Raw genomic sequence first — 25,692 nt, 5'->3', positions numbered from 1 at the left:
GTACGGGCCGGGCTGTCGATGGGTGGGCGGCGTCGGGGAGGATGGCGGGGTCCACCCACTCCCAGGAGGTCCCCGTGCCCGCAGCTGACTCGCGCACCCACGACGTCGTCGTCCTCGGCGCCACCGGCTTCACCGGCGAGCTGACCGCGGCCTACCTCGCCGAGCACGCCCCCGAGGGCCTGCGGTGGGCGATCGCGGGCCGCAACCAGGCCAAGCTCGACGCCGTCCGCGAGCGGCTCGGCGTCGACGTGCCGACGATCGTCGCCGACAGCTCCGACGACGACTCGCTGCGCGCGCTGGCCGCCTCGACCCGCGTCGTCGTCACCACCGTCGGCCCCTACCTGCTCCACGGCGAGCCGCTGGTCGCGGCGTGCGCCGCCGAGGGCACCGACTACGTCGACCTGACCGGCGAGCCGGAGTTCGTCGACCGGATGTACCTCCAGCACCACGCCCAGGCCGAGCGCTCCGGCGCCCGCCTGCTCCACGCCTGCGGCTTCGACTCGATCCCGCACGACCTGGGTGCCTACTTCACCGTGCGCGAGCTCGGCGGTGACGACCCGATCCGGCTGCGGGGCGTGGTGCGCTCCAACGGCACGTTCTCCGGCGGCACCTTCCACTCCTTCCTCGGCGCGGCCAGTCGTGCGACGCAGATGCGGGCGGCGATGAAGGAGCGCCGCGCGGCCGAGCCGCGTCCCGAGGGCCGCCGGTCGCGCGCCGTCGCCGGCAAGCCGCACCGCGACGCCGAGCTCGGTTACTGGTTGCTGCCGCTGCCCACGATCGACCCGTTCGTCGTCGCGCGCTCCGGCGCCGCGCTGCCGGCGTACGGCCCCGACTTCCGCTACAGCCACTACGCCGGCCTCACGACGCTGCGCTACACCGCCGGGGCGGTCGTCGGCGTGGGCGTGCTCGCGGCCGCCGCCCAGGTCAAGCCGGTGCGCAGGCTGCTCGAGTCGCGCGTGCCGGTGGGGCAGGGGCCGTCGGAGGAGCGTCGCGCCACGACGTGGTTCACCGTCGACTTCGTCGGCGAGAGCGCCGGCCGCACCGTCCGCACGCGCGTGAGCGGCGGCGACCCGGGCTACACCGAGACCGCCAAGATGCTCGCCGAGTCGGCGCTGTGCCTCGCGCTCGACGACAACCCGGTCACCGCCGGACAGGTCACCACGGCGCAGGCCATGGGCGACCACCTGCTCGAGCGGCTGCAGACCGCCGGACTGCGGTTCGAGGTCGTCTGACCGAGCCGTTCGTCCCTCAGGACGCGTCGACCACCAGGGCGGTCATCCGGGCGCCCAGCGACAGGGGCACCGCCGTGCCCGACCCGTGCCGTGCGCCCGGCGCACCGATGCGGTGCAGGCTCCAGCGGTCGCCGTCGGGCAGCCGCACCGTCACGTCGACGGCCTCGACGTCGCGGGGGCTGCGGGTGCGCACGTCCCACACCGAGACGTCGCGCCACAGCAGCACGAGGTAGCGGCCGTCGGGCCGTCGCAGCACCATGCGGTGCAGGTCGCGGGTGGCGCCCTCCACGCCGACGGTGAGGGAGCCCCGGCGTGCCGGCCCGTCGCCGGCCGAGGCCAGGCGCAGCAGCTGGCGGAGGGCGACGTACGCCGGCTTCGGCGACCAGTCGTGCCGCAGCAGGCCGAAGTTGTCCTCGCGGTGCACGCGGTCGGGGTCGTCGAACTGGTCGAGGAGCTCGTGCAGGTAGGTGCGCTCGACCCCGATCTCGAGGTTGCCGACGACCAGGCGCGGCAGGTAGATCCCGGCCACCCCCTCCGGCACGGGCGGGTGGCCCACGGTCTCGGGCGTCGCCGGCCCGGTCGCGTTGTGGTAGCCGGTCTCGGTCAGCACGAGTGGGCGGTCGGGGTGGGCCGACTCGAACCGCTCGATCTTGCGACGCATGACGGCGCCGGGCTCGCGGCCGTCGGGGTAGAGGTGGGCGTTGTCGCGGTCGGCGTCGCCGGGGAAGCGCCCGGCGGCCGACCAGTTGTAGGCCCAGGTGATGGACGGCGCGAGCACGGGCACGCCCGCGAGCGCCGGCTCGGAGCGCACGGCCGCGTGCAGGCCCCGCTGCCAGGCGCGGACCTCCTCGGCCCACGGCTCGCCGCCCCAGAGGTCCCACTCGTTGAGGCCCTCGACCATCTCGACCCGGTCGCCGAGCTCGCGGGCCAGCACCCGCACGTGCTCCCGCGGGTCGGCCGAGGCGAGCTCCGCGGCCTGGTCGGGCCGGGGACCGACGATGAGGTCGCTGCGGATCCCGGCGTCACCGAGGGTGCGCAGCGCCTCCCACTGACGGGGCTGGTCGAGCCGCCACTCGTCGCGCACGTGGTGCACGCCGAGGTCCTGGAGCGCGCCCAGCACGCGGTCGGTCTCGACGTACGGCGTGTCGAGGAACCCCAGGTGGATCCCGACGCCGACGGAGTCGACCAGGTCGGCCGCGGGGCGGGCCGGCACGGTACGCACGGTCGCCAGGTCGTCGCGTCCGGGCTCGGCGAGCACCGGCGCGGAGACGGCCAGGACGGTCAGGAGCAGGGCGCCGATGCTCGCGGCCAGCCTGCGGGGCGAGGCGTGCACCTGTCCATTGTGCACTTTTCGCACGATTTTGGACGGGCAAGTCTCGAAGTGCCGCGAGGGGCTACATCTCCTCGTGGGTGTCCGGGTCGCCCCCGAACAGCCGCCCGTCGGGCGCGGCCAGCGCCGAGATCGCGTCGACCTCCTCGGGGGTCAGGTCGAAGGAGAAGACGTCGAGGTTGGCCGCCTGGCGCTCGGCGCTGCTGGACTTCGGGATCGGGAGCGAGCCCAGCTGCACGTGCCAGCGCAGCACCACCTGTCCGGGGGTGACGCCGAGCCGCTCGGCGGCCGCGACGACCGCCGGCTCCTCCAGCGGCGCCCGGCTCTTGCCCATCGGGCTCCAGGCCTCGGTGACGATGCCGAGGCGCTCGTGGGCCTCGCGCATCTCCGGCTGCGGGAAGCGCGGGTGCAGCTCGACCTGGTTGACCACCGGCGCCACCCCGGTGTCGTCGACGATCGCGGCGAGGTGCTCGACGGTGAAGTTGGAGACCCCGATCGAGCGCAACCAACCGCGCCGCTGGCACTCGACCAGCGCCCGCCACGCCTCGACGTACTTGCCGACGCTCGGGTTGGGCCAGTGGATGAGGTGCAGGTCGAGCTGCTCGAGGCCGAGCCGCTCCAGCGAGCCCTCGACCGATGCGATCGCGTCGTCGTAGCCGTGGTGGCGACCGGGGAGCTTGCTGGTGACGAACAGCTCCTCGCGCGCCACCCCGCTGCGTCGGATGGCCTCGCCGACCTCGGTCTCGTTCTCGTAGTTGACCGCGGTGTCGAGCAGCCGGTAGCCCACCTCGATCGCGGAGACCACCGCCCCGACGCCCTCCTCGCCCTTCAGCGGGTAGGTGCCGAAGCCGATCGCGGGGATCTCGTGGCCGTCGGAGAGCGTGTACGTCGGTGCTGGCGTCATGCCGGCTCCGTGCCCCGTGGGTGGGTGGGGCGAACGGCGGGGGGCGAATTCCCCGGCTGACCGGGGAATTCCTCACTTGTCGGCCTTGATCTCGGCCGACAAGTGGAGAAAAGGGCCAACCAGTCCGCCGAGATGTCCGATCAGGCGAAGAGCGTCTCGCCCACGAACCCGTCGGCCGACGTCACGCCTGGCGGCACCGCCCAGAGGCCGGAGCCGGTGTGCTGGAGGTACTCCATCAGCCCGTCGTCGCGCGAGAGCCGGGTCTGCATCGGCACGTAGTGGCGCAGCGGGTCGCGCACGAAGGCGATGAAGAACAGCCCGGCGTCGAGCCGGCCGAGCTGGTCGGCGCCGTCGGTGAAGTTGTAGCCGCGCCGGAGCATCCGTACGCCGCCGTTCTGCGACGGGTGGGCGAGCCGGACGTGGGAGTCGGTCGCGATGAGCGGCCCGTCGCGACCCTGGAGCGCGAAGTCGGGCTCGGTGCGCTCGGAGCCGCCCGAGAGCGGCGCCCCCTCGGCGCGGTCACGGCCGACGAGGGCCTCCTGCTCGCGCAGCGACGTGCGGTCCCACGGCTCGATCGCCATGCTGATGCGACGGGCGACGAGGTAGGTGCCGCCGGCCAGCCAGTCGCCGCCGCTGTCGGCAGCGTCGACCCAGCAGAAGTCGGTGAGCGCGGAGGTGTCCTCGGCGCGCACGTTGGCGGTGCCGTCCTTGAAGCCGAACAGGTTGCGCGGGGTGGCCTGGGCGGCCGTCGTCGACGAGGTGCGCCCGAAGCCGAGCTGCGCCCAGCGCACCGACACCGTGCCGAAGCCGATGCGGGCGAGGTTGCGGATCGCGTGCACCGCGACCTGCGGGTCGTCGGCGCACGCCTGCACGCACAGGTCGCCGTCGCTGCGCGCCGGGTCGAGCTGGTCGGCCGGGAAGTGCGGCAGCCGCCGCAGCGGCTCGGGGCGACGCTCGGCGAGCCCGAAGCGGTCGTCGAACAGCGACGGACCGAAGCCGAAGGTCAGCGTCAGCCCCGAGGCGTGCAGGCCCTGGGCCTCGCCGGTGTCGGTGGGGGGAGCGTCGTACGCCGTGGGCACGCCGCCGCCGACCTCGCGGCCCGCCACCAGGTCGCGGGCGGCGTCGCTCCAGGCGCGGAGCAGGCGCACCAGGTCGTCTCGGGAGTCGGTGGTGACGTCGAAGGCGGCGAAGTGGAGCCGGTCCTGGGCCGGCGTGACGATGCCCGCCTGGTGGCGGCCCTCGAAGGCGAAGCCGGTCGGGCGGGCCGCAGCGGGCTCGTCGTGACCGACGGCGTAGCCGGCCGCTCCGGTGCCGACGGCGACCGCCCCGGCGCCCGCGGCCCCGAAGAGGCCGCGCCGGGAGAGGCCGCGCGTCACCGGGTGCTCACAGCGTCAGGGCCGCGGTCATCTGCGACAGCGGCTCGGCCAGCGTGTTGACGGCGTCGCTCAGCTGCTTGCGCTGCGCCGCGGTGACGGTGTCGTAGGAGACGAAGCCGTCGCCGTCGCGGTAGCGGTCGAGCTGCTCCTGCAGGGCGGTGAAGGCGGTGTCGATGCGCTGCGACAGCTGCGGGTCCTTGACGTCGAGCAGCGGCTGCAGCCCCTCGTAGGCGACCCGGGCGCCGTCGACGTTGGCCTGGAAGTCGTAGAGGTCGGTGTGCGACCAGATGTCCTCCTCGCCGGTGATCTTGCCGGTCGCGACCTCGTCGAGGAGGCCCTTGGAGCCGTTGGAGATCTGGTCGACGGTGAACTCGAGGTCCTGCACCCGGGTGTCGAGGGTCCGGGTGTTGGTCAGCAGGTCCTGGCCGTACGTCGCCCGCTCGGCCTCGCCGAGCGCGGTGTAGCCCTTCGCCGGCGGCCAGAGGTCCTTCTCGATGCGGTGCCAGCCGGTCCACTCCTGCCCGGGCTCGAGGTCGGCCTCGCGCAGGTCCATTTTGGGGTCGAGGTCGCCGAACGACTCCGCGACCGTCTCGATCCGCTCCCAGGAGCCGCGGGCGACGGGGTAGAGCGCGCGGGCCTCCGCGTCGTCGCCCGCCTCGTACGCCGCCACGAACCGCTCGGTGTCGCCGAGCAGGGTGCGGGCCTGGTCGCGCACGTAGGCGGCGTACGCCGCGGTGGCCTGGTCGACGTCGGCCTGGTCGACGCCGGTGATCGCGAGGTCGGCGCCCGAGTCGGTGACGGTGAAGTCGCTGCGGATGCCGTCGCCCTTCATGCCGGGCTTGCAGGCGGTGACGTAGCTGCCGGGCTCGGCGCGCACGACGAGGTCGCGGGTCAGGCCGGGGCCGACGTTCTCGACCTCGCCGACGATGCGCATGCCGTCCTCGCCGTAGAGGTAGAACTCGGTGACCTCGTCGCCGGTGTTCTCGACCTGGAACACCACGTTGCCCGACGGCGCCTCGGCGGTGGTGAGCTCGCACGCGTCGGCGCTGGAGTCGACGCTGATGACCCCGTCGCCCTCCCCGCCGGCCGCGGGCTCGTTGGACTCGGTCAGGGCGCAGCCGCTGGCTAGCAGCAGCAGGGCGGCGGCGCCGCCCGGCAGGGCGCGGCGGATCAGGGTGCGGGACACGGTGGGGCCTCTCGGGTGTCGCGGGGAGCGGGTCAGGAGCCGGCCGGCGTCTGGGCGGTCGGCCGGGGGGACGGCGCCGGTCGGCCCGGACGGGCGCGGCGCAGGAACAGGGTCATCGTGGGGACGACGTAGCCGACCCAGGCGATCGCCTCGAGCCAGGTGGTGGCGGGGGAGAAGTTCAGGACGCCCTTGAGCAGCGTGCCGAGCAGCGACCCGGGCGGCACCTGCTCGCTGACGTCGAAGGCCAGGCTGTTGAGCCCGGGGAGGATGCCTGCCTCCTGCAGGTCGTGCACGCCGTAGGCCAGGACGCCGGCGGCGACGACGATCAGCAGGGCGCCGGTCCAGAGGAAGAAGCGCGACAGGTTGATCTTGAGCACGCCGCGGTAGAACGCGACCCCCATGGCGACGGCGGTGACGATGCCGAGCAGGGCCCCGACGAGGGGGGCGACGCTCGAGCCGCCGTCGGCGGTCGCGGCCTGCGTGGCCGACCAGATGAACAGCGCGGTCTCGAGGCCCTCGCGCCCGACCGCGAGGAAGGCGACCACGACGAGGCTGCCCCAGGTGGCGTCGGCAGCGGCGTCGACGCGGCCCCTGAGCTCGCCCGAGAGGTCGCGGGCGTGACGCGCCATCCAGAACACCATCCAGGTGACGAACCCGACGGCGACGATCGACAGCGTGCCGCCGATCGCCTCCTGCGCCTCGAAGGTGAGCCGGCGAGGGCCGTAGGTGAGCAGGGCGCCGAAGCCCGCCGACAGCGCGACGGCTGCGGCCACGCCCGTCCAGACGCGGGGGAGCAGCTCGCGACGGCCCGAGCGCACCAGGTAGGCGATCAGGATGACCACCACGAGGCTCGCCTCGAGGCCCTCGCGGAGGCCGATGAGGTAGTTGCCGAGGGGGAAGGCGTCCACGGTCACGTCCTGGCGGGGTTAGGCAAGGCTTGCCTCGGCACGATAGACCGGCCCGTGGTGGTCAGCAACGCGGCCCCCGTCACGACTGGACCAGTGTGGTGCCCCAGGCCAGAGTCGAACTGGCGACCTTTCGCTTAGGAGGCGGCTGCTCTATCCACTGAGCTACTGGGGCGGCAGCGACCCATCCTGCCAGTGACGGCGGTCGCGAGGACCCACTGGGCCGAGCAGACGTCGTACGGCGCGACCAGTGGCGTGTCAGAATCGGGCCGACCCAGAGCCCTCGGGTGGACCCGGGTCTGCTACGGCGCCCTCGTGCGGCGGCCGCAGCCGCCCCAGCAGCCGACCAGCAGTCGACCAGCAGCCGACCGAGAACCGAGGAACCAGGTGTCCGACGACGAGCCCCACGACGTCGAGCCGACGTCGCGCCGTCGGCGGTGGTTCAAGGGCGTCGCGATCGGCGTCTCGCTGCTGCTGGTCGTGCTGGCCGCCGGGTTCGTCGTCGCCTACCAGCGCCTCGAGGGCAACATCAACGTCGCGCAGGTCGACCTCGGCGAGGAGGAGGACCGGCCGGCCGAGGTCGAGGTCGAGGGGCCGCAGGAGCCGCTGACCGTCCTCGTGATGGGCTCCGACTCCCGCGAGGGCACCGACATCGGTGGCGAGACCCCCGGGCTGTCCGACACCACTATGCTGCTGCACGTCTCGGCCGACCGCTCCCGCGCCTTCGGCGTGAGCATCCCGCGCGACCTCATGGTCGAGCGCCCGGAGTGCAGGGCCGGCAACGGCGACCCCGTCGCCGGCGGCCTCACGCAGTTCAACTCCGCCTACGCGATCGGCGGGCCAGCCTGCACGGTGCGCACCGTCGAGGCGATGACCGACGTGCGGGTCGACCACTTCGTCGTGCTCGACTTCGCCGGCTTCAAGAACATGGTCGACGCCGTGGGCGGCGTGCGGGTCTGCGTGCCCAACGAGGTCAACGACACCATCGGCAACATCTACCTGCCGGAGGGCACCTACAGCGTCACCGGCAACCAGGCGCTCGACTACGTGCGGGTGCGCCACGGGCTGGGCCTCGAGAACGGCGACATCGGCCGGATGAAGCGCCAGCAGGCGTTCATCGCCTCGATGGTCGACAAGGTGATGTCGCGCGGCACCCTGACGAACCCGGTGCGGCTCTACCGCTTCCTCGACGCCGCGACCAAGTCGCTGACGACCGACAAGGCGTTCGCCGACCTGCGCGAGCTGGCGTCGCTCGGCTCCTCGCTGGCCGACATCGGCACCGACAACATCCGCTTCCTCACCGTGCCCAACGAGCCCTACGAGCCCGACCCCAACCGGCTCCAGCTGGCCGACGGCGCGGAGCAGCTGTTCGCCAAGATCCGCAACGACCGGCCGCTCGGCCGGTTCACCGCCGACGCGCTCGCCCCGGGCGAGGCGCCCGACGCGGTGCCGTCGGAGTCGGCGGGCGGGACGCCCAGTGGTGCGCCGAGCGGGTCGCCCAGCGGGTCGCCCAGTGGCTCCCCGAGCGGCTCGCCCACGGCCGACGCAGAGCAGCTCGCCCAGCAGCGGGCGGAGGCCGAGGAGCGCCGCCGCCAGGCGGCCGTCGACGCCGGCCTGTGCGTCTGATCCTCAGTTGCACGCAACCGGTTCGGGTACCCCGCGGATCGAGACACGACACGCGGACGGGTTGAGTTCACCGAATCGTTACCGCAGGATGTCGGACGTGAGGATCGTGGTGACCGGGGGCACGGGGGTGCTCGGGAGATCCGCCGTCAGCGCCCTGACCGCAGCCGGTCACGAGGTCGCCGTGGTGGCGCGGTCGGCCCGCTCGACCGCCGTGGCGGCCGACCTGCACGTGCAGGCCCTGCGCGGCGACGTGCTGCGGGGCGACGGGCTCGACACCGCCTTCGAGGGCGCCGACGCCGTCGTCAACCTCGCCAGCGCGATGCCGGTCGGCCACTCGCTGATGGCCCCACGAGCCTGGCGGCGGCACGACGCGCTGCGCACCACAGGCGTGCGCCACGTCGTCGAGGCCGCGCGGCGAGCCGGCGTACGACGCGTGGTGCAGGAGAGCGTGAGCCTGCTCTACGCCGACCAGGGCGAGGAGTGGGTCACGGAGTCCTCGCCGCTCGAGATCACCGGCTCGACCGAGCCGGCCGCCGTCGGTGAGTCGGTGGTGCAGGACTTCAGCTGCGACTCCCGCACCGGCGTGGTGCTGCGGCTCGGCACGCTGGTCGGCGACGATCCGCAGACGCGGCACCAGCTCCGCGCCGTCGCGCAGGGGCGTCGCATCCACGGCGGCCATCCCGCCGACTGGGCCCACGTGCTCCACACCGACGACGTCGGCGAGGCGGTCGTGGCCGCGCTGCACGCCCCGAGCGGGGTCTACAACGTCGGCGCCGAGCCGGTGCAGCGTCACGACCTCGCTCAGGGCTACGCCGACGCCGTACGCGCCGACTCCGCCCTGCTGCGACCGAGCGCCAGCCGGTGGCGCGGTGGGTCACGCTACGAGCCGATGACGCGCTCGCTGAGGGTCTGCTCGGAGTTCTTCGCCTCCCAGACCGGGTGGCGGCCGCTGCGCCCGAAGTTCGACGTCAGCTGGTTCGACGGCGTGCTCGAGCCGCTCGTCACCACCCGATGACAGGTGCCGACGAGCTGACTCCCGCCGAGCGTGCCGCTCGCCGTCGTCGCCTCGCGGCCGTCTTCGGCGACTCGCTGCCGGAGCAGACCCGCGACGACGCCGACACCCACGACGACCCCGCCACCCGGCCGGGTGCGGCCGACTCGACCGCGGCCGCCGACGCGCGGCTGCGCCGGGAGGTGCCGCCCCACCACGGCACCCCCTGACGCGGTTGCGGCTCAGAGCGAGCTGGTGCCCTGCGGGGGGTTGGGGGTGCCGCCCGAGCGGGTGTTCTGCGCCGCGATGAGGTCGCGGATCTCCTCCAGCAGGGCGATGTCGGCAGGGGTGCCGGCGGGCTCGGCCGGGAAGTACTTCTCCTTGGCCTTGGTGTAGGGCAGCACCACGAAGAAGTAGACGATGGCGGCCAGCAGGAGGAACGAGACCGTGGCGTTCAGGAACGCACCGAAGCTGTTGGGCTCGTTGCTGAAGAACGACGAGGCGGTGTCGGGCAGCAGGCTCGTCAGCCAGTTGGTGAAGGTCGAGACGACCAGGGCGAAGGACGTGCCGATGATGACCGCGACCGCCAGGTCGACCAGGTTGCCGCGGAGGATGAAGTTCTTGAACCCGGACATGTGGAGTGCTCCTCGAGATCGTCGTGCCGGTTGGTTCCCGGCACCAGTTCGTCCAGCAACCTAGTGGGTCCACACCGGGATGAGAACAGCCGTCGTGGTGGCGGACGCCACCGCTGCGGCCTCGCTCCGCGGCACCGCCAGCACCACCAGCCGGCCCGGGACGCCCGCCGGGGCAGCGGTCTCCGATGCTTCGGGCACCGCCGCGACGGCGACGTCGGCGACGAGCAGCGCGGGAGGGGACGAGCCGTCGTCGGGCGCGGCCACCACGTCGACGCGGTCGCCAGGACGTAGCAGGTCGACCACCGCCCCGTCGGCGAAGCGCACCGGCACCGCCGCCGTCCCGGGGTACGCCGCCGACAGTCCGGGCCCCACCACCCGCTGACGCGTCAGCGGCTCGCCGCGCGACACCGGCGCCGCCAGCGGGCGCCCGACCACGTCGGCGGGGTCGACCACCGCGTCGTCGGGCACCAGGTCGGGCGGCACGTCGCGTGCCTCGACGGCGTCGGCGACCAGCAGGGTGCCGCCGGGCAGCGCCCGCGTCGCGACCCAGACCCGCTCGGTCGGGGGTGCCGGCGGCGAGGCCGCCTGCACGGCGAGGAGCACCGCCCCGCCCGCGCACAGGGCGGCCAGCAGCCGGCGGTGCAGCAGCACCCGACGTCGTACGCCGCTCCCGCGCGCGGCGAGGCGGTCCCTGAGGTGCGTGCGGGGGCGGACGGGTGCAGGGCTCGACGGCATGGCGCGACGCTAGGTCGGCCGGGGCCCGGCCGACCGTCGTCGTCCACAGGCCGCGGGGCGGGGCGACGTACGCCCAGGTCAGCGGGGGTGCGTCAGGCGCTCTTGGGGGTGCTGCTCGACGACGAGGACGAGCTGTCCTTCGTCGCGGCCGTCTCCTTCTTCGGGGCGGCGTCCTGCTTCGGAGCGGCGTCCTTGGAGCCCGACGACTCCGAGCCCGTCGATGAGGAGTCGGCCGTGCGGCTGTCGGTGCGGTAGAAGCCCGAGCCCTTGAAGACGACGCCGACCGCGCCGAACACCTTGCGCAGCCGCCCCTCGCACTCGGGGCACACCGTGAGGGAGTCGTCGGTGAAGCTCTGCACGACCTCCATGAAGTGGCCGCACTGGGTGCAGGAGTACTGGTAGGTGGGCACGGGTGCGTCCTTCGTGACGGGCCGGGGACCGGCGCTGAGATGGGTGCGCGGCGCAGCGGAGAGGCGGCGCGGCCGCGCCCAGATGCTACGGCACAATGCGGCGAGTGACTGCGTCGAGCCGTTGGAGGTCCTTCCGCGCGCTCCCCGGTCCGGCCCGCTGGTCGGCGTACGTCGCCGTCGGGCTCGTGCTCGTCCTGGTCGTCACGCTGCTCGGCGGGGTGGCGCTGCTGCGCCGGCCGCTGCCGCAGACCGACGGCGTGCTGTCGGTGCCGGGGCTGCGCGCCGACGTCGAGGTGCTGCGCGACGCGCAGGGCGTGCCGCAGGTCTATGCCGACGACGCCGACGACCTGTTCTTCGCCCAGGGGTTCGTGCAGGCGCAGGACCGCTTCTGGCAGATGGACTTCCGTCGGCACGTCACCGCCGGTCGGCTCGCCGAGCTGCTGGGCGAGGACGCCGTCGAGACCGACCTCGTGGTGCGCACCCTCGGCTGGCGTCGTGTCGCCGAGCAGGAGCTGGAGCTGCTCGACCCGGCGACGGTCTCCTACCTGCAGGCCTACAGCGACGGCGTCAACGCCTGGATGGCCGACAAGGACATGACCGAGCTCGGCGCTGAGTACAGCGCGCTCGCGCTCGGCGGCCTCGGCTACGCCCCCGAGCCGTGGACCCCGGTCGACTCGCTCGCCTGGCTCAAGGCGATGGCCTGGGACCTCCGCGGCAACATGCAGTCCGAGATCGAGCGGTCCCGGCTGATCGTCAACGACACCGACGCCCGGGTCGAGCAGCTGTTCCCGCGCTACCCCTACGGCGAGAACGAGCCCATCGTGACCACCGCGTCCGGCGGCCGGGCGGGCCCTGCCGCCGGCTCGACGACCACGGCGCCCGCCGGTGACCGCATCGCGACGCGCGACGCGAATCGGGCCGCCCAGTCGTCGCTCGACGCCGTCGAGGCGGCCCTGGAAGAGGTGCCGACGCTGATGGGCGAGGGGGCCGGCATCGGCTCCAACAGCTGGGTGGTCTCGGGCCGCTTCACCGAGTCCGGGCAGCCGCTGCTCGCCAACGACCCCCACCTCGGCACCAGCCTGCCCGGCGTGTGGATGCAGACCGGCCTGCACTGCCGCGAGGTCACCGCCGACTGCCCGTTCGACGTCGCCGGCTTCACCTTCGCGGGCGTGCCGGGCGTCGTGGTGGGTCACAACCGCGACGTCGCGTGGGGCGTGACCAACCTCGACCCCGACGTCACCGACCTCTACCTCGAGCAGGTCGACGGCCGCACGTCGCTCTACGACGGCCGCCGCGAGCCGCTGGAGGTGCGCGACGAGGTGATCCGCGTCGCGGGGGGCGAGAGCCGCACCATCACGGTGCGCGCCACCCGCCACGGCCCGCTGCTGTCCGACGTCTCGCGCGAGCTGTCCAGCGTGGGCGCCAACGCCGACGGGGGAGTCGAGGCCCCCGAGCGTGGCAACGGCTACGCCGTCGCGCTGGCGTGGACGGCGCTGACCCCGCGGCCGACGATGGACGCGCTGTTCGGCTTCAACCGCGCCTCCGACTGGGACGAGTTCCGCGAGGCCGCCCGCGACTTCGCGGTGCCGAGCCAGAACCTCGTCTACGCCGACACCTCCGGCAACATCGGCTACCAGGCGCCGGGCGACGTCCCCATCCGGCGGGCCGGTCGCGACGGCCGGGTGCCGGTCGCCGGCTGGGACCCCGCCAACGACTGGACCGGTCGCACCGTCCCCTACGACCAGCTCCCCAGCGTGCTCAACCCGCCCGAGGGCTTCGTCGTCACCGCCAACCAGGCCGTCGCCGGCCCCGACTACCCGTTCCTGCTCACCACCGAGCCCGACCTCGGCTACCGCAGCCAGCGCATCCGCGACCTGCTCGAGCGTCGCGTCGAGGACGGCCCGGTCGGCGTCGACGACATGAGCGCGATCCAGGGCGACAGCCGCCACCCGATGGCGCCGGTGCTGGTGCCCCACCTGATGCGCCAGCTGCTGCCGTCGCGCTACTACGCCGAGGGCCAGCGGCTGCTGCTCGGCTGGGACGGCTCGCAGCCCGCCGACAGCCCGGCGGCGGCGTACTTCAACGCGGTGTGGCGCAACCTGCTCGCCCGCACCTTCCACGACGACCTGCCCATCGAGCTGTGGCCCGACGGCAGCGACCGCTGGATGGGCGTCGTCAGCGACCTGCTCGAGCGGCCGCAGGACGCCTACTGGGACGACAGCGACACCGAGGGCGTCATCGAGGACCGCGACACCATCCTGGCCGGTGCCCTGCGCGACGCCCGCGACGAGCTGACCCGGGCGCAGTCGGTCAACCCGGAGCGCTGGACCTGGGGCCACCAGCACGAGGTGCCGATGCTGCACCAGCCGTTCGGCCAGAGCGGCAACCCGCTGCTCGGGGCGATCTTCGACCGCAGCCCGCTCCCGGTGGGCGGCGGCTCGGCGGCGGTCGACGCGTCGTCGTGGTACGCCCCCGAGGGGTACGCCGTCACCGCTGCGCCGTCGATGCGCATGGTCGTCGACCTCGGCGACCTCGACGCCTCCCGCTGGGTCGACGCGACCGGTGCGAGCGGCCACCCCGCCTCCGACCACTACGACGACCAGGCCGAGACCTGGGCGGGCGGCGACAGCTTTCCCTGGCCGTTCACGGGCGGCGCCGTCGACGACTCCACCGCCGACCGCCTCCTCCTCCGCCCCGCCGGCGCCCCTTCCGACGGCTGAGGGCTCAGGGTCGCCGCCCTTCGTGGCTCGCTCCGCTCGCACCTCAGGGAGCAGAGTCCCGCTACCTGAGGTGCTCCGCTCGCACCTCAGGGAGCGGAATCCCGCGTCTTGAGGTGCTCCGCTCGCACCTCAGGGAGCGGAGTCCCGCATCTTGAGGTGCTCCGCTCGCACCTCAGGGAGCGGAGTCCCGCTTCTGGAGCCCCGCTCGCACCTCAGGGAGCGGAGTCCCGCGTCTTGAGGTGCTCCGCTCGCACCTCAGGGAGCGGAGTCCCGCTTCTGGAGCCCCGCTCGCACCTCAGGGAGCGGAATCCCGCTTCCGGCGCCCCGCTCGCACCTCAGGGAGCGGAGTCCCGCTACCGGAGCCCCGCTTCCTGAGGAGCCCGCGAGGGACGAGCGGGCGTCACGAAGGACGCGGGCCCTCAGCCCAGGCGGAGGAGGCCGGCGGGGGTGGCGGCGGCGGTGACGGGGCGGTCGTGGGGCTCGGTGGGGACGGTGTCGAGCACCTCGTCGGGGTGCAGCAGCACCCAGGTCGGGGTGCCGACGGGCACGCGGGTGAGCGCGCGGTCGTAGGAGCCTCCGCCGCGACCCAGCCGGGAGCCGTCGCGTCCGACGGCGAGGCCGGGCAGCAGCACGAGGTCGGCCTGCCCGACGGCGTCCGTGCCGAGCTTCTCGCCCGACGGCTCCAAGGTGCCGAACCGACCGCCGACCAGGTCGTCGTCGCCGGCGTACGCCGCCCACTCGAGGTCGTTGCCGGGCAGTACGACCGGCAGCAGCACCCGGCGGCCGGCGTCGTGGAGCGCGTGGAGGAGGGGACCGGTGCCCGGCTCCGCCCCGACCGAGACGTACGCCGCCACGGTCGCGGCGCGGCGTACCTCGGGCTGCGCCAGCAGCACCTCGGCCAGCGCGCGGGCGTGCTCGCCGAGCTCGACGACCGGCCGGTCGCGCCGGGCGGCGAGCAGCTGGTCGCGCAGCCAGCGCTTGCGCGATCGTGCGTCGCCGTCACGGGTACCGCTGTGACCTGCCACACCAGGAGCCTACGATCGTGCGCATGAAGTCGAAGGGACTCACCCAGGCCCGCGAGAAGATGTCCGACGCGGGCGTCGACCCGGTCGCCATCGAGGTCTTCTCGCACTACTACCGGCAGCTCGAGCACGGTGAGACCGGCATGATCGCCGAGGACACCATCGACCCGGTCGACGTCGACTCCCTCGCCGCGGCCGAGGTGCCCGACGACGTCGCGCACGACGCGCTGGCCGCGACCGTGGTCATCAAGCTCAACGGGGGCCTCGGCACCTCCATGGGCATGGACCGCGCGAAGTCGCTGCTGTGCGTGCGCCGCGGGCTGTCGTTCCTCGACGTCATCGCCCGCCAGGTGCTCCACCTGCGCCGCGAGCACGGGGTGGCGCTGCCGCTGCTGTTCATGAACAGCTTCCGCACCTCCGACGACACCCTCGCCGCCCTGGCCCGCTACGAGGACCTCGCCGTCGACGGGCTGCCGCTCGACTTCCTGCAGAACAAGGAGCCCAAGCTCACCAACGACAAGAGGTTGGCGCCGGTGTCGTGGCCGCACGAGCCCGACCTGGAGTGGTGCCCGCCCGGGCACGGTGACCTCTACACCGCGCTGCTCGGCACCGGCATGCTCGACCGGCTGATCGAGGCGGGCTACCGCTACGCGTTCGTCTCCAACTCCGACAACCTCGGCGCCGTGGCCGACCCGCGGGTCGCGGGGTGGTTCGCGCAGAGCGGGGCGCCGTTCGCGATCGAGGCGGTGCGGCGTACGGCGTCGGACCGCAAGGGCGGCCACTTCGCCCGCCGCAAGGCCGACGGCCGGCTGGTGCTGCGCGAGACGGCCCAGACCCCGAAGGGCGACCAGGAGGCGCTGCAGGACCTCTCGCGCCACCGCTACTGCTCCACCAACAACCTCTGGCTCGACCTCGAGCGGCTGCGTGACGAGCTGCGCCGCCGCGACGGCGTGCTGGGGCTGCCGCTGATCCGCAACGAGAAGACGGTCGACCCCTCCGACACCTCCAGTCCCGAGGTGATCCAGATCGAGACCGCGATGGGCGCGGCGATCGAGGTCTTCGAGGACTCGCGCCTCGTCGAGGTCGGGCGCGACCGCTTCGTGCCGGTCAAGACGACCAACGACCTGCTCGTGCTGCGCTCCGACGCCTACGAGCTGGGCCAGGACTTCGTGCTCGACCAGGTGCCCGACGCCATCCCCTTCGTCGACCTCGACGGTCGTCACTACAAGCTGGTGCAGGACTTCGACCACCGCTTCTCCGCCGGGGCGCCGTCGTTGAAGGAGGCGGAGTCGCTGGTCGTGCAGGGCGACTGGAGCTTCGGCGAGGGCGTGGTGGTCAAGGGCCGCGCCAGCCTGGAGGGCGACCGGGGCCGGGTGGAGTCCCGCACCGTGCTGGGCGAGTCGTCAGCCGGGACGGCCTGAGCCTTGCCCACCGCCCCCGGCGGCGACGCGAGCCGCCCCACCGTCGCGCCCCGCACGGTCGACGAGCACCTCGAGGCGGTGCTGTCGGTGCTCGAGCCGCTGCCGTCTCTGGAGCTGCCGCTGCTCGACGCCGTCGGGCTGACCTCGGCCGACGACGTCCACGCCGCCGTGCCGCTGCCCGGCTTCGACAACTCCTCCATGGACGGCTACGCCGTGCTGCACCGCGACGTCGTCGAGGCGAGCGCCGAGCGGCCGGCCCACCTGCCGGTGGTCGGTGACGTCGTCGCGGGGCAGTCGCCCGCCGGCCCGCTCGCACCCGGCACGGCCGTGCGCATCATGACCGGGGCGCCGATGCCGCCCGGGGCCGACGCCGTGGTGCCGTTCGAGTGGACCGAGGAGCGCGGCCACGAGGTCGTCGTCTCGCAGGCCCCCGACCGCGGCCAGCACGTGCGCCGGGCCGGCGAGGAGGTGCGGGTCGGCGACCTGCTGCTGCGCGCGGGCGACACCATCGGCACCCGGCAGGTCGGCCTGCTCGCCGCCCTCGGCCGTGGCCGGGTCCGCGCCTCGCCCCGGCCACGCGTGGTCGTGATGTCGACCGGGTCCGAGCTCGTCGAGCCGGGCTCCGGCCCGCTGGCGCCCGACCGCATCTACGACGCCAACAGCTTCCTGCTCGCCGCCGCCGTCAAGGCCCACGGGGGCATCCCGCAGCGCGCCCACGCGACCGACGACGACCCCGACGCGTTCGCCGCCGCGCTGGAGGACCAGCTGCTGCGCGCCGACGTCGTCGTCACCAGTGGCGGGGTCAGCAAGGGCACCCACGACGTGGTCAAGGAGGTGCTGCGCGGCGGTGGCAGGCTGCCCGGTCACGTCGACTTCGTCGAGGTCGCGATGCAGCCCGGCAAGCCGCAGGGCTTCGGCCGGCTCGGTCGCGACGCCACGCCGATCTTCACGCTGCCCGGCAACCCGGTGTCGTCGTACGTCTCCTTCGAGATGTTCGTGGTCCCGGCGCTGCGCCGGCTCGCCGGCCGCCCCGACGTACGCCGACGGCTGCTGCCGGGCCGGCTCACCGAGGGGGTCCGGTCGATGCGCGGGCGCCAGCAGCTGCTCCGCGCGACCGTCGACGACTCCGGCGGGGTGCTGCGCGTGACCCCGGTCGGTGGGGTCGGCTCGCACCACATCGCGGGGCTCGCCCAGGCCGACGCGCTGGTGGTGCTCGACGTCGACGTCACCGAGGTGACCGCCGGCGACCTGGTGCCGGTGCTGGTGCTCGACCCGCCGCTGGGGGTGCCGTCGTGAGCGGCGAGCCGCGGCTGACCCACGTCGACGAGACCGGCGCCGCGCGCATGGTCGACGTCGGTGACAAGTCCGTCACCCAGCGCAGCGCCACGGCCAGCGGTCGCGTGCTGGTCTCGCCCGAGGTGGTGGCGCTGCTGCGCGGCGAGGGCGTGCCCAAGGGCGACGCGCTCGGCGTGGCCCGGGTGGCGGGCATCATGGCCGCCAAGCGCACGCCCGACCTGGTGCCGCTGTGCCACCCGCTCGCGATCTCCGGCGTCACCGTCGACCTCGAGGTCGACGACGACGCCGTCGCGATCAGCGCGACGGTGCGCACGACCGACCGCACCGGCGTCGAGATGGAGGCGCTCACCGCGGTCTCCGTCGCCGCGCTGACGGTGGTCGACATGGTCAAGGCGGTCGACAAGGGCGCCGTCATCAGCGACGTGCGCGTCGAGGCCAAGAGCGGCGGCCGGTCGGGGGAGTGGACCCGGTGACGGCGGTGATGAGGGCCGCGGTCGTCGTGGCCTCCAACCGCGCGGCCGCCGGGGTGTACGCCGACACCACCGGCCCGCTCATCGTCGAGGCGCTGCGGGCCGACGGGTGGGAGGTCGACGAGCCCGCCGTCGTGCCCGACGGCGAGCCGGTCGGCGAGGCGATCCGCGCCGCGGTCGACGCCGGCGCCCGCGCCGTGCTCACCACCGGGGGCACCGGACTGACCCCCACCGACCTGACCCCCGAGGTGACCCGCCCGCTGCTGAGCCGCGAGGTGCCGGGCGTGGCCGAGGCGATCCGGGCGCACGGCACCAGCAAGGGCGTGGCCACGGCCGCCCTGTCCCGTGGGCTCGCCGGGGTGGTCGGCGACGCCTTCGTCGTCAACCTGCCGGGCTCGCGCGGCGGGGTAAAGGACGGCCTCGCCGTCGTCGTGCCGCTGCTGCGCCACGCCGTCGAGCAGGTCGTGGGGAGCGACCACTGAGCCCGGCGTGGGGTGGCGACGCCCCGGGGTGGCCGGCGGTGCTCGGGCACGACCGGGTGCGGCTGCGGCCGCTCACCCCCGCCGACAGCACCGTGTGGCGACGGCTGCGCCAGGACAACGCCGCCTGGCTCTCGCCGTGGGACGCCACCCCGCCCGCCGACTCCCGGGTCCAGCCGCGCAGCTTCGGGGCGATGGTGCGCGCGATGCGGCGCGAGGCGCGCGCCGGGCGCCAGCTGCCCTTCGTCGTCGAGCACGACGGCCAGTTCGTCGGCCAGCTGACCGTCAACAACGTCGTGCGGGGCTCGGCGCAGTTCGCCTCGATCGGCTACTGGATCGCCGAGAGCCACGCCGGGCGTGGCATCACCACCGTCGCCGTCGCGCTCGCCGTCGACCACTGCTTCGGCCCGGTGCGGCTGCACCGCGTCGAGGTCGCGATCCGTCCCGAGAACGCCAGCTCGCTGCGGGTCGTGGAGAAGCTCGGCTTCACCGACGTCGGCTTCGCGCCGGCGTACCTCCACATCGACGGGACCTGGCGCGACCACCGCCTCTTCGCGCTCACCCGTGAGCAGGTGGCCGGCAGCCTGCTCGACCGACTCCTCGACGCCCGACCTCAGCAGTCACAGGAGTGATCTGCCGACACACCGCCCCGCGTCCGGTTCGGCCGAATCACACGGGCGTAATTTTCTCCCGTGGACCTCTCTGCGCTGATCTTCGTGGTGCTCGCCCTCGCGTGGGGCGTCTACCTGATCCCCAAGGCCCTCAAGCACCACGACGACGTGGCCTCGGAGCGCCTCGAGGAGTCCCACTCCGACCGCGCCCGGGTGCTGTCGCGGCGGCGTACGACGCTCGCCGACGGCACCGTCGAGGAGGCCGAGGAGTGCGTCGAGGTCACCTCGGTCGACGAGACCCGCCCCGCGCGCCGTCTCCCGTCGCTGGGCGCGCTCGTCGCGCGCCGGGCCTCTCGTCCCGCCCGCCCCGAGCTGTCCACCGCGGGCCGCGCCGCGCGCAACCGTCGGCGCGTGCTCGCCGCCCTGTGCACGGTGCTGGCCGTGACCTGGGCCCTCACCTGGTTCGCCTACCTGCCCGCGATCACCCCGCTGTGGCCCTCGCTCGCCGTCGTCGCCTGGCTCGTCGTGGCCCGGCTGTCGGTCGTGAGGATGCAGCGGACCCGCCGCAGCCGCCCGGCCCCGTCGGTGGCTGCGTCGCCGGTCGAGCACGTCGAGACCACCAGCACCTCGCCGGTCGAGCAGGTCGGCTCGCCGGTCGAGCCTGTCGAGGCCATGCGCACCTCGCCGGTCGAGCTTGTCGAGACCACGCTCCCCGCCGCGTCCCACGACTCCTTCGACTCCCGCCCCGAGGTCGTCGCCGAGCGCGAGGCGCTCGCCGACGACGGCTCGCTGTGGGACCCGCTGCCGCTCACGCTCCCGACGTACGTCGGCAAGGCGACGGCCCGGCGCACGGTCCGCACCATCGAGCTCACCGGCATGACGAGCTCCGGCCACGACGCGGCCGACTCGGCGCTGGCCCGCGAGGCCGAGGTCGAGGCCGCTGCGGAGGAGGCGGAGCGTCTCGAGCAGGAGCGCCAGCGCCGGGTCGCGGGCGCCTGAGGGCGGTCCCGATTGGGGCCGTCCGCGGCCCCGGTGGTAACTTCTTCCTCGCGCTCGGCACGAGCGCACGGGGCTGTGGCGCAGTTGGTAGCGCGTCTCGTTCGCAATGAGAAGGTCAGGGGTTCGAATCCCCTCAGCTCCACCAGCACAGGACCCGCAGGTCACGCCGACCTGCGGGTCTTGGCGTTCCGGCAGCCTTGCCGTCGTCCGTCCCGTGCTGAGGACGTGGCGGGAACGGCGCCGTGACCTCTCGGACGACGACGGCGCGACGTGGCCGGTCGACGACCCGCTGTCGAGCACACGCAGCGCGTGAGTCGTGTGCCTGAGGGGGCGCCCTGGCGCCCGGTGGGGCTCACGACTCGCACCCGAGGGCGGTCCGGCCGGACCCACCCCCGCAGAGCAGCGGGATCGCTCTCGGGGGCGGGCATCCGAGCCGTCGGTTGGACCGCGGATGAGGCCCCCGTGCCCTCCGGCGCAGCAGTCATGCCTGGTCAGGCGGAGGTGGCTGGTCCCGGCGCGCGTGGATTAGTCCGGCGTGGCATGGTGGAGGCATGACCGACAAGGACGCCGCGCTGCTCGCCCGCAGCGCCGCAGCCCTCCGCGCCGAGGGAAAGGCCGACGAGGCCGACCAGCTCGACGCCGCGGTCGACCGCCTGCGCCTCGAGGAGCGGGTCCAGCGGCTCATCACCCCCGGCGCCGACCTGACCGGGGTGCGTGCGGGCACGTTCCGGGTGCGCGACACCGACGAGCACCCGGTGCCGAAGCCGCCGCCGCTGCGCGACGACCGCCCGTCTGCCTGAGCCGCGACGACGCCGACGCATGCCGCTCGGCGAGTCGGGCACGGAAGGTCACGTTCGTGGACCTCGGGAGGCGTCGTGGACGGATCGACGCGTCTCGACAGGCGCGCGCTGCTCGGTGCGGTGATCGCTGCCCCCGTGCTCACGGGGTGCGCGGGCCTGACCCGGCGGGTCTCGACCACCCAGGGCAGCCGCGACCGGCTGACCGTGCAGACCTACGGCACCGACGTCGAGACCGAGGTCTACACCGAGCTCGCCCGTCGCTTCGAGCGTGAGCGCCGCGGGGTCAGCATCGACCTCACGGTGGTGCCCTTCTCCGAGGCCTCGACCGGCATCGACGCCGGCCTGGCCGCAGGCACCGCACCCGACGTCTTCCGCGTCGACTACCCGACCATGGGTGTCTACGCCAGCGCCGAGCAGCTGCTCGACCTCACCGACGTGCTCGGCGAGCTCGAGCGCGACGTCGCACCGGCGTTCATGGGTGCGGTCAGCTTCGACCGCCGCCGCTACGGCATCCCGCAGCACGTCGACACGAGTGCGCTCGTCTATCGGCCCGACGTCCTGCGCGACGCCGGGGTGGGCGCGGTGCCCGACCGGCCCGACGACGCCTGGACCTGGGAGGAGTTCGCCGCGGTAACTGACCGGGTCTCCGCCGCGGCGCCGTCCGGCAGCTCCGCGTTCGCCGTCAACTGGCAGGCGCTCGGGGCGTTCCGCTGGCTGAACTGGCTCTTCATGGCGGGCGGCCACGTCTACACCGAGGACCTCTCCCGCGCCCTCGTCGACTCCGCCGAGGGCCGGCGCGCGCTGGAGTTCACCGCGTCGTTCTTCGAGCGCGGCTGGGTGCCCCGCTCGACCTCGCCCAAGGCGGCCACCTTCCCCGACGCACTCTTCACCTCGGGCTCGCTCGCGATGGTCTTCGCGGGCAACTTCCTGCTGCCGGCCTTCGCCGACACCATCGCCGACCGGTTCGAGTACGCCGTCACCTACCTGCCGCGCGACCAGCGGCGCGCCGCCGAGCTCGGCGGCAACGCCCTCGTCGCCAACCGCGAGGCGGCGAATCCCGAGCTGGCCGCCGACTTCCTCACCTTCATGGCCGAGCCGCGGCAGATGGCCGACTTCTGCGCCGCCTCGGTGCTGCTGCCGACGCGCACCTCGCTGCTGGAACGCGACCTCGACTTCGCGGTGGCCGCCGACCTGATGCCGGTCTACGCCGAGCAGGTCACGACCATCGAGCCGCGCGACGTCGCCGACGTCACCACGCCGACCTTCGCCGAGGTCAACGACGCCCTCGCCGACGAGCTCGACCTGTGCTTCCTCGGAGGGCGGGGCGTCGACGAGACGCTGCAGGCCCTCGCCGAGCAGATCGACGAGTCGGCCTCGCTCAACCGCCGGGCGGTGGGGGCATGAGCACCGCGGTCGAGCCGACGCCGCAGACGTCGGCGGACGGCACCCCCGACCCCGTCGCCCCGCCTCGGCCCTCCCGGGGCTCACGACGACAGGCCGCAGCGGCGTACGGGCTGCTGGCGCCCAACCTGCTGCTCATCGGCCTGTTCCTGCTGGTGCCGCTCGTCTGGGCGCTGGTGATGTCGTTCCAGGCCAAGCGGTCCTTCGGCCCCGGACGCTGGGCCGGCCTCGACAACTTCGCCCGGCTCGTCGGCGACGACGTCTTCTGGCGCGCGCTGCTCAACACCGCGGTCTTCACCGCGGTGACGGTGCCGCTGAGCGTCGGGCTCGCGCTCGCGCTGGCGCTGCTGATGGACCGGGCGCTGCCGGCCCGCGGCCTCTTCCGCACGCTCGTCTACCTGCCGATCGCCGTGAGCTCGCTGGTGACGTCGCTGGTCGGGCTGCTGCTCTTCGACGAGACCGTCGGCATCATCAACGGCGTGCTGCGCGACCTCGGCCTCGGGCCGGTGTCGTGGCAGACCAACGGCACCCTGGCGATGATGTCGGTCGTCGTGATGACGCTGTGGACGCGCGTCGGCTTCGGCATGCTGGTCTACCTCGCCGCGCTGCAGGACGTCGACAAGGAGGTCCTCGCGGCGGCCGAGGTCGACGGCGCGGGACCCTTCGCCCGGGTCCGGCACGTCGTGGTGCCGTGGCTGCGGCCCACGACGTTCTTCCTCGTGGTCATCAACATGATCTGGTCGTTCCAGGTCTTCGACGTCGTCTACGTCATGACCAACGGCGGCCCGGGCTACTCCACGACGATGCTCGTGACCTACGCGTACGACGAGGGGTTCGGCCCGGCGCGCAACTTCGGCTACGGCGCGTCCGTCGGCCTCGTGCTCTTCGTCATCACGCTGGTCATCACCGTGCTGCAGCTGCGCTGGCAGCGACGACGGGAGGCGTGAGGTGCCCACCTGGCTGAGGTTCACCACGTGCGTGGCGGTCTGCGCGGTCTTCGTGCTGCCGCTCTACGCGATGGTGGTCGTCGCGCTCACCCCGCGCGAGCTGGTCTTCGACGGGGGCGCCGGGCTCTGGTCGTCGCGCTGGACGCTCGAGAACTTCACCAACCTCTTCGCCAGCTTCCCGATCTGGCGGTGGTTCGGCAACGCGCTCCTGGTCGCCACGCTCACCACGCTGCTCTCGGTCGCCGTCAACCTCGCCGCCGGCTTCGCGCTGGCCAAGCTGCGCTTCCGCGGCAGCACGGCCGTCTTCGTCGTCGTGCTGAGCACGCTGATGGTGCCGACCCAGGCGATCATGATCCCGCAGTTCGAGCTGGTCGCCCGGATGGGCCTGATCGGGCTGTTCTGGGCCGTCATCCTGCCGTCGGCGTCGACCGCGCTCGGGGTCTTCCTGGCGCGGCAGTTCTTCCTGTCCATCCCCGACGAGCTGCTCGACGCCGCCCGGATCGACGGCTGCGGCACTTTCACGATGCTGTGGCGGGTGGTGCTGCCGCTCGCCCGACCGCTGGTGGCGGTGATGGGCCTGCTGGCGTTCATGACGCAGTGGAACGACTTCCTGTGGCCGCTGATCACCCTGCGCGACCCCGACCTCTACACGCTGCCCGTCGCGCTGCGCTTCCTCCAGGGCCAGTTCGACGCCGACTACGGCGGGCTGATGGCGATGGCGCTGCTCGCGAGCGTGCCGCTGCTCGTGGTCTTCGTGGTGCTGCAGCGCTACTTCGTCGCGGGCTTCGCCCGCTCGGGCATCCGCTGACCGGGGGCGGGTTCGACGGCGCACGCACGGGGAAGCATGCCGTCGTCCGGGTGCTCCGTCGCACCCGGACACGGCGAGGCCCCGCCTGTCCGGGAGGGAGAGGCGGGGCCCGTTGCCGGCGCCCAGAGGTGAGGTCTGGTCCCCAGCCGCCTCGCGGCTGGCGGAGCCGTCCGTCGGTGGGGCAACGAGGTCGTACCCCGACGAAGCGGACGCACCCCGTCGCGAGGCGACGTCCCACATGCTGGCGGTGCCGGGCTGTCGGAGGTCGCGTCTAGCGTGGATGCGATGACCTCGGCTGCTGCTCCCGACCGCGTGCTCGACGTGCGCCGCATCTTCCACGAGCCCGACGTCGAGCGGTGGCCACGCGGGCAGCAGGTGCTCGAGCGCTTCCCCGACGCCGAGCGCGTCGAGGTCCTCTCGCACCAGGCGATCCCGGGGCTGCACGGCAACCCCGGCGGGGTGCGCGACTGGGTCCGCACCAAGCAGACGACGCTGGTGCTGGGCGTCAAGAAGAGCCTGCAGGCGAGACCCAACGGCCGCTCGGCCGACTTCATCGCCCCGTCGACGAGCAACGGCTGCGCCATGGCCTGCGGCTACTGCTACGTGCCCCGCCGCAAGGGCTTCGCCAACCCCATCACCGTCTTCGTCAACATCGACCAGGTGACCGGATACCTCCGACGCCACGTCGCCCGCCAGGGCCCCAAGCCCGAGCCCAACCAGTGCGACCCCGTCGACTGGGTCTACGACCTCGGCGAGAACGGCGACTGCTCGGTCGACGCGCGCGTCAGCGACAACGTGCGCGACCTGGTCGACCTGTTCGGCGACCTGCCGGGCGCCAAGGCCAGCTTCGCCACCAAGCACGTCAACCGCGACCTGCTCGACTGGGACCCCCGCGGCGGCACCCGCGTGCGGTTCTCGTTGATGCCCGACCGCGTGGCCCGGCTGCTCGACCTGCGCACCTCGCGCATCAGCGAGCGGATCGCGGCGGTCGACGACTTCGTCGAGGCGGGCTACGAGGTGCACCTCAACTTCAGCCCCGTGGTGGTCCACGAGCACTGGCAGGAGGAGTGGCGCGAGCTGTTGCGCCAGGTCGCCGACGGCGTCGGCCCGGCCGCCCGCGCGCAGCTGGCCTGCGAGGTCATCTTCCTGACCCACCACGAGGGGCTGCACGAGGTCAACCTGGGCTGGCACCCGCGCGGCGAGGAGCTGCTGTGGCGCCCCGACCTGCAGGAGCCCAAGGTGAGCCACTCCGGCCAGGCCAACGTGCGCTACCGGGCGGCGTGGAAGCGGCGTTGGGTCGAGCAGCTGCGCACGATGATCGCCGAGGAGCTGCCCGGCTGCCGCGTGCGCTACGCCTTCTGACACGGGTCCGGTCCGCGGGGTACCCG

Annotated in this window: 25 protein-coding genes and 2 tRNA genes; 17 read left to right on the top strand and 10 right to left on the bottom strand. The window is 73.6% G+C overall.

Going from position 1 to position 25,692, the window contains the following annotated elements; genetic code table 11:
* The first annotated feature begins 74 nt into the window (after nt 1-74).
* The gene (locus ACYU8I_RS10305) at nt 75-1,232 is read left to right on the top strand and encodes a saccharopine dehydrogenase family protein (protein WP_460840286.1); all 1,158 of its coding nucleotides are present in this window, start codon (nt 75-77) and stop codon (nt 1,230-1,232) included.
* A 16-nt stretch (nt 1,233-1,248) separates the two neighbouring features.
* On the opposite strand, the gene ACYU8I_RS10300 is transcribed toward ACYU8I_RS10305, so the two are convergent.
* The 6 genes from ACYU8I_RS10300 to ACYU8I_RS10275 all read right to left on the bottom strand — a co-directional run bounded on the left by ACYU8I_RS10300 (nt 1,249) and on the right by ACYU8I_RS10275 (nt 7,108).
* The gene (locus ACYU8I_RS10300; protein WP_460840284.1) at nt 1,249-2,565 is read right to left on the bottom strand and encodes a hypothetical protein; all 1,317 of its coding nucleotides are present in this window, start codon (nt 2,563-2,565) and stop codon (nt 1,249-1,251) included.
* A gap of 61 nt (nt 2,566-2,626) precedes the next feature.
* Nucleotides 2,627-3,466 (bottom strand): aldo/keto reductase, encoded by an 840-nt coding sequence (locus ACYU8I_RS10295; protein WP_460840281.1) that lies wholly within the window; start codon nt 3,464-3,466, stop codon nt 2,627-2,629.
* A gap of 140 nt (nt 3,467-3,606) precedes the next feature.
* Nucleotides 3,607-4,842 carry an iron uptake transporter deferrochelatase/peroxidase subunit gene (gene efeB / locus ACYU8I_RS10290; protein ID WP_460840279.1) on the bottom strand — a complete coding sequence of 412 codons (1,236 nt, stop codon included), beginning with the start codon at nt 4,840-4,842 and terminating at the stop codon, nt 3,607-3,609.
* A gap of 7 nt (nt 4,843-4,849) precedes the next feature.
* Nucleotides 4,850-6,028, bottom strand: coding sequence for an iron uptake system protein EfeO (gene efeO, locus ACYU8I_RS10285; RefSeq protein WP_460840278.1), 1,179 nt, complete (start codon nt 6,026-6,028; stop codon nt 4,850-4,852).
* A 32-nt stretch (nt 6,029-6,060) separates the two neighbouring features.
* Entirely contained in the window at nt 6,061-6,936 is an 876-nt protein-coding gene (gene efeU / locus ACYU8I_RS10280; protein ID WP_460840276.1) for an iron uptake transporter permease EfeU, read from the bottom strand.
* 96 nt (nt 6,937-7,032) lie between these two features.
* Nucleotides 7,033-7,108, bottom strand: a tRNA-Arg gene (locus ACYU8I_RS10275).
* Between the two features lie 212 nt (nt 7,109-7,320).
* Here ACYU8I_RS10275 and ACYU8I_RS10270 point away from each other — a divergent pair.
* The 3 genes from ACYU8I_RS10270 (at nt 7,321) to ACYU8I_RS10260 (ending at nt 9,780) form a co-directional block, all read left to right on the top strand.
* Nucleotides 7,321-8,559, top strand: a complete 1,239-nt coding sequence (locus ACYU8I_RS10270) for an LCP family protein (protein ID WP_460840274.1) — start codon at nt 7,321-7,323, stop codon at nt 8,557-8,559.
* Nucleotides 8,560-8,656: 97 nt separating this feature from the next.
* Nucleotides 8,657-9,574 (top strand): NAD-dependent epimerase/dehydratase family protein, encoded by a 918-nt coding sequence (locus ACYU8I_RS10265; RefSeq protein WP_460840271.1) that lies wholly within the window; start codon nt 8,657-8,659, stop codon nt 9,572-9,574.
* Nucleotides 9,571-9,780 (top strand): hypothetical protein, encoded by a 210-nt coding sequence (locus ACYU8I_RS10260; RefSeq protein ID WP_460840268.1) that lies wholly within the window; start codon nt 9,571-9,573, stop codon nt 9,778-9,780. Before ACYU8I_RS10265 ends, ACYU8I_RS10260 begins: the two co-directional genes overlap by 4 nt.
* Before the next feature lie 12 nt (nt 9,781-9,792).
* Here the strand turns inward: ACYU8I_RS10260 and ACYU8I_RS10255 are convergent, their stop codons facing one another.
* The 3 genes from ACYU8I_RS10255 to ACYU8I_RS10245 form a co-directional block, all read right to left on the bottom strand.
* Entirely contained in the window at nt 9,793-10,185 is a 393-nt protein-coding gene (locus tag ACYU8I_RS10255; RefSeq protein WP_460840266.1) for an MscL family protein, read from the bottom strand.
* A 60-nt stretch (nt 10,186-10,245) separates the two neighbouring features.
* Nucleotides 10,246-10,920: a Flp pilus assembly protein CpaB gene (gene cpaB, locus ACYU8I_RS10250; protein ID WP_460840264.1), complete on the bottom strand. Its 675-nt coding sequence runs from the start codon at nt 10,918-10,920 to the stop codon at nt 10,246-10,248.
* Between the two features lie 92 nt (nt 10,921-11,012).
* Nucleotides 11,013-11,330 (bottom strand): FmdB family zinc ribbon protein, encoded by a 318-nt coding sequence (locus ACYU8I_RS10245; RefSeq protein ID WP_460840262.1) that lies wholly within the window; start codon nt 11,328-11,330, stop codon nt 11,013-11,015.
* Between the two features lie 104 nt (nt 11,331-11,434).
* On the opposite strand from ACYU8I_RS10245, the gene ACYU8I_RS10240 reads away from it, so the two are divergent.
* Nucleotides 11,435-14,050: a penicillin acylase family protein gene (locus tag ACYU8I_RS10240; protein ID WP_460840260.1), complete on the top strand. Its 2,616-nt coding sequence runs from the start codon at nt 11,435-11,437 to the stop codon at nt 14,048-14,050.
* Between the two features lie 419 nt (nt 14,051-14,469).
* On the opposite strand, the gene ACYU8I_RS10235 is transcribed toward ACYU8I_RS10240, so the two are convergent.
* Entirely contained in the window at nt 14,470-15,075 is a 606-nt protein-coding gene (locus tag ACYU8I_RS10235) for a 5-formyltetrahydrofolate cyclo-ligase (RefSeq protein ID WP_460840257.1), read from the bottom strand.
* Nucleotides 15,076-15,098: 23 nt separating this feature from the next.
* Here ACYU8I_RS10235 and ACYU8I_RS10230 point away from each other — a divergent pair, with 23 nt between their 5' ends.
* The 12 genes from ACYU8I_RS10230 (at nt 15,099) to ACYU8I_RS10175 (ending at nt 25,666) form a co-directional block, all read left to right on the top strand.
* Nucleotides 15,099-16,493 carry a UTP--glucose-1-phosphate uridylyltransferase gene (locus ACYU8I_RS10230; protein ID WP_460840256.1) on the top strand — a complete coding sequence of 465 codons (1,395 nt, stop codon included), beginning with the start codon at nt 15,099-15,101 and terminating at the stop codon, nt 16,491-16,493.
* 3 nt (nt 16,494-16,496) lie between these two features.
* Nucleotides 16,497-17,789 (top strand): molybdotransferase-like divisome protein Glp, encoded by a 1,293-nt coding sequence (gene glp, locus ACYU8I_RS10225; protein ID WP_460840254.1) that lies wholly within the window; start codon nt 16,497-16,499, stop codon nt 17,787-17,789.
* A complete protein-coding gene (gene moaC, locus ACYU8I_RS10220) occupies nt 17,786-18,262 on the top strand; it encodes a cyclic pyranopterin monophosphate synthase MoaC (RefSeq protein WP_460840252.1) in 477 nt (158 codons plus the stop codon). The genes glp and moaC overlap by 4 nt, the downstream gene beginning before the upstream one ends.
* Nucleotides 18,263-18,270: 8 nt before the next feature.
* The gene (locus tag ACYU8I_RS10215; protein ID WP_460840408.1) at nt 18,271-18,741 is read left to right on the top strand and encodes a MogA/MoaB family molybdenum cofactor biosynthesis protein; all 471 of its coding nucleotides are present in this window, start codon (nt 18,271-18,273) and stop codon (nt 18,739-18,741) included.
* A 38-nt stretch (nt 18,742-18,779) separates the two neighbouring features.
* Nucleotides 18,780-19,370 (top strand): GNAT family N-acetyltransferase, encoded by a 591-nt coding sequence (locus tag ACYU8I_RS10210; protein WP_460840250.1) that lies wholly within the window; start codon nt 18,780-18,782, stop codon nt 19,368-19,370.
* A gap of 60 nt (nt 19,371-19,430) precedes the next feature.
* Nucleotides 19,431-20,348: a divisome protein SepX/GlpR gene (gene sepX, locus ACYU8I_RS10205; RefSeq protein WP_460840247.1), complete on the top strand. Its 918-nt coding sequence runs from the start codon at nt 19,431-19,433 to the stop codon at nt 20,346-20,348.
* A 69-nt stretch (nt 20,349-20,417) separates the two neighbouring features.
* Nucleotides 20,418-20,493, top strand: a tRNA-Ala gene (locus ACYU8I_RS10200).
* 406 nt (nt 20,494-20,899) lie between these two features.
* Nucleotides 20,900-21,148 carry a hypothetical protein gene (locus ACYU8I_RS10195; RefSeq protein ID WP_460840245.1) on the top strand — a complete coding sequence of 83 codons (249 nt, stop codon included), beginning with the start codon at nt 20,900-20,902 and terminating at the stop codon, nt 21,146-21,148.
* Nucleotides 21,149-21,223: 75 nt separating this feature from the next.
* Nucleotides 21,224-22,552, top strand: a complete 1,329-nt coding sequence (locus ACYU8I_RS10190) for an ABC transporter substrate-binding protein (RefSeq protein WP_460840243.1) — start codon at nt 21,224-21,226, stop codon at nt 22,550-22,552.
* Nucleotides 22,549-23,496 carry a carbohydrate ABC transporter permease gene (locus tag ACYU8I_RS10185; RefSeq protein ID WP_460840241.1) on the top strand — a complete coding sequence of 316 codons (948 nt, stop codon included), beginning with the start codon at nt 22,549-22,551 and terminating at the stop codon, nt 23,494-23,496. Before ACYU8I_RS10190 ends, ACYU8I_RS10185 begins: the two co-directional genes overlap by 4 nt.
* A gap of 1 nt (nt 23,497) precedes the next feature.
* Nucleotides 23,498-24,304, top strand: a complete 807-nt coding sequence (locus tag ACYU8I_RS10180; RefSeq protein ID WP_460840238.1) for a carbohydrate ABC transporter permease — start codon at nt 23,498-23,500, stop codon at nt 24,302-24,304.
* Between the two features lie 285 nt (nt 24,305-24,589).
* Complete coding sequence (locus ACYU8I_RS10175; RefSeq protein WP_460840235.1) at nt 24,590-25,666, top strand: spore photoproduct lyase family protein; 1,077 nt, start codon at nt 24,590-24,592, stop codon at nt 25,664-25,666.
* The last annotated feature ends 26 nt before the right edge of the window (nt 25,667-25,692 follow it).

The organism is Nocardioides marmoraquaticus (assembly GCF_054777915.1).
This window is presented reverse-complemented; position numbering and strand designations above follow the sequence as displayed.

What these genes read in the sequence shown, in the direction of transcription:
- ACYU8I_RS10295 (WP_460840281.1), bottom strand. Translation starts at nt 3,466, where the DNA reads ATGACGCCAGCACCGACGTACACGCTCTCCGACGGCCACGAGATCCCC.
- ACYU8I_RS10260 (WP_460840268.1), top strand. Translation starts at nt 9,571, where the DNA reads ATGACAGGTGCCGACGAGCTGACTCCCGCCGAGCGTGCCGCTCGCCGT.
- ACYU8I_RS10255 (WP_460840266.1), bottom strand. Translation starts at nt 10,185, where the DNA reads ATGTCCGGGTTCAAGAACTTCATCCTCCGCGGCAACCTGGTCGACCTG.
- cpaB (WP_460840264.1), bottom strand. Translation starts at nt 10,920, where the DNA reads ATGCCGTCGAGCCCTGCACCCGTCCGCCCCCGCACGCACCTCAGGGAC.
- ACYU8I_RS10230 (WP_460840256.1), top strand. Translation starts at nt 15,099, where the DNA reads ATGAAGTCGAAGGGACTCACCCAGGCCCGCGAGAAGATGTCCGACGCG.
- ACYU8I_RS10215 (WP_460840408.1), top strand. Translation starts at nt 18,271, where the DNA reads ATGAGGGCCGCGGTCGTCGTGGCCTCCAACCGCGCGGCCGCCGGGGTG.
- ACYU8I_RS10195 (WP_460840245.1), top strand. Translation starts at nt 20,900, where the DNA reads ATGACCGACAAGGACGCCGCGCTGCTCGCCCGCAGCGCCGCAGCCCTC.
- ACYU8I_RS10185 (WP_460840241.1), top strand. Translation starts at nt 22,549, where the DNA reads ATGAGCACCGCGGTCGAGCCGACGCCGCAGACGTCGGCGGACGGCACC.
- ACYU8I_RS10175 (WP_460840235.1), top strand. Translation starts at nt 24,590, where the DNA reads ATGACCTCGGCTGCTGCTCCCGACCGCGTGCTCGACGTGCGCCGCATC.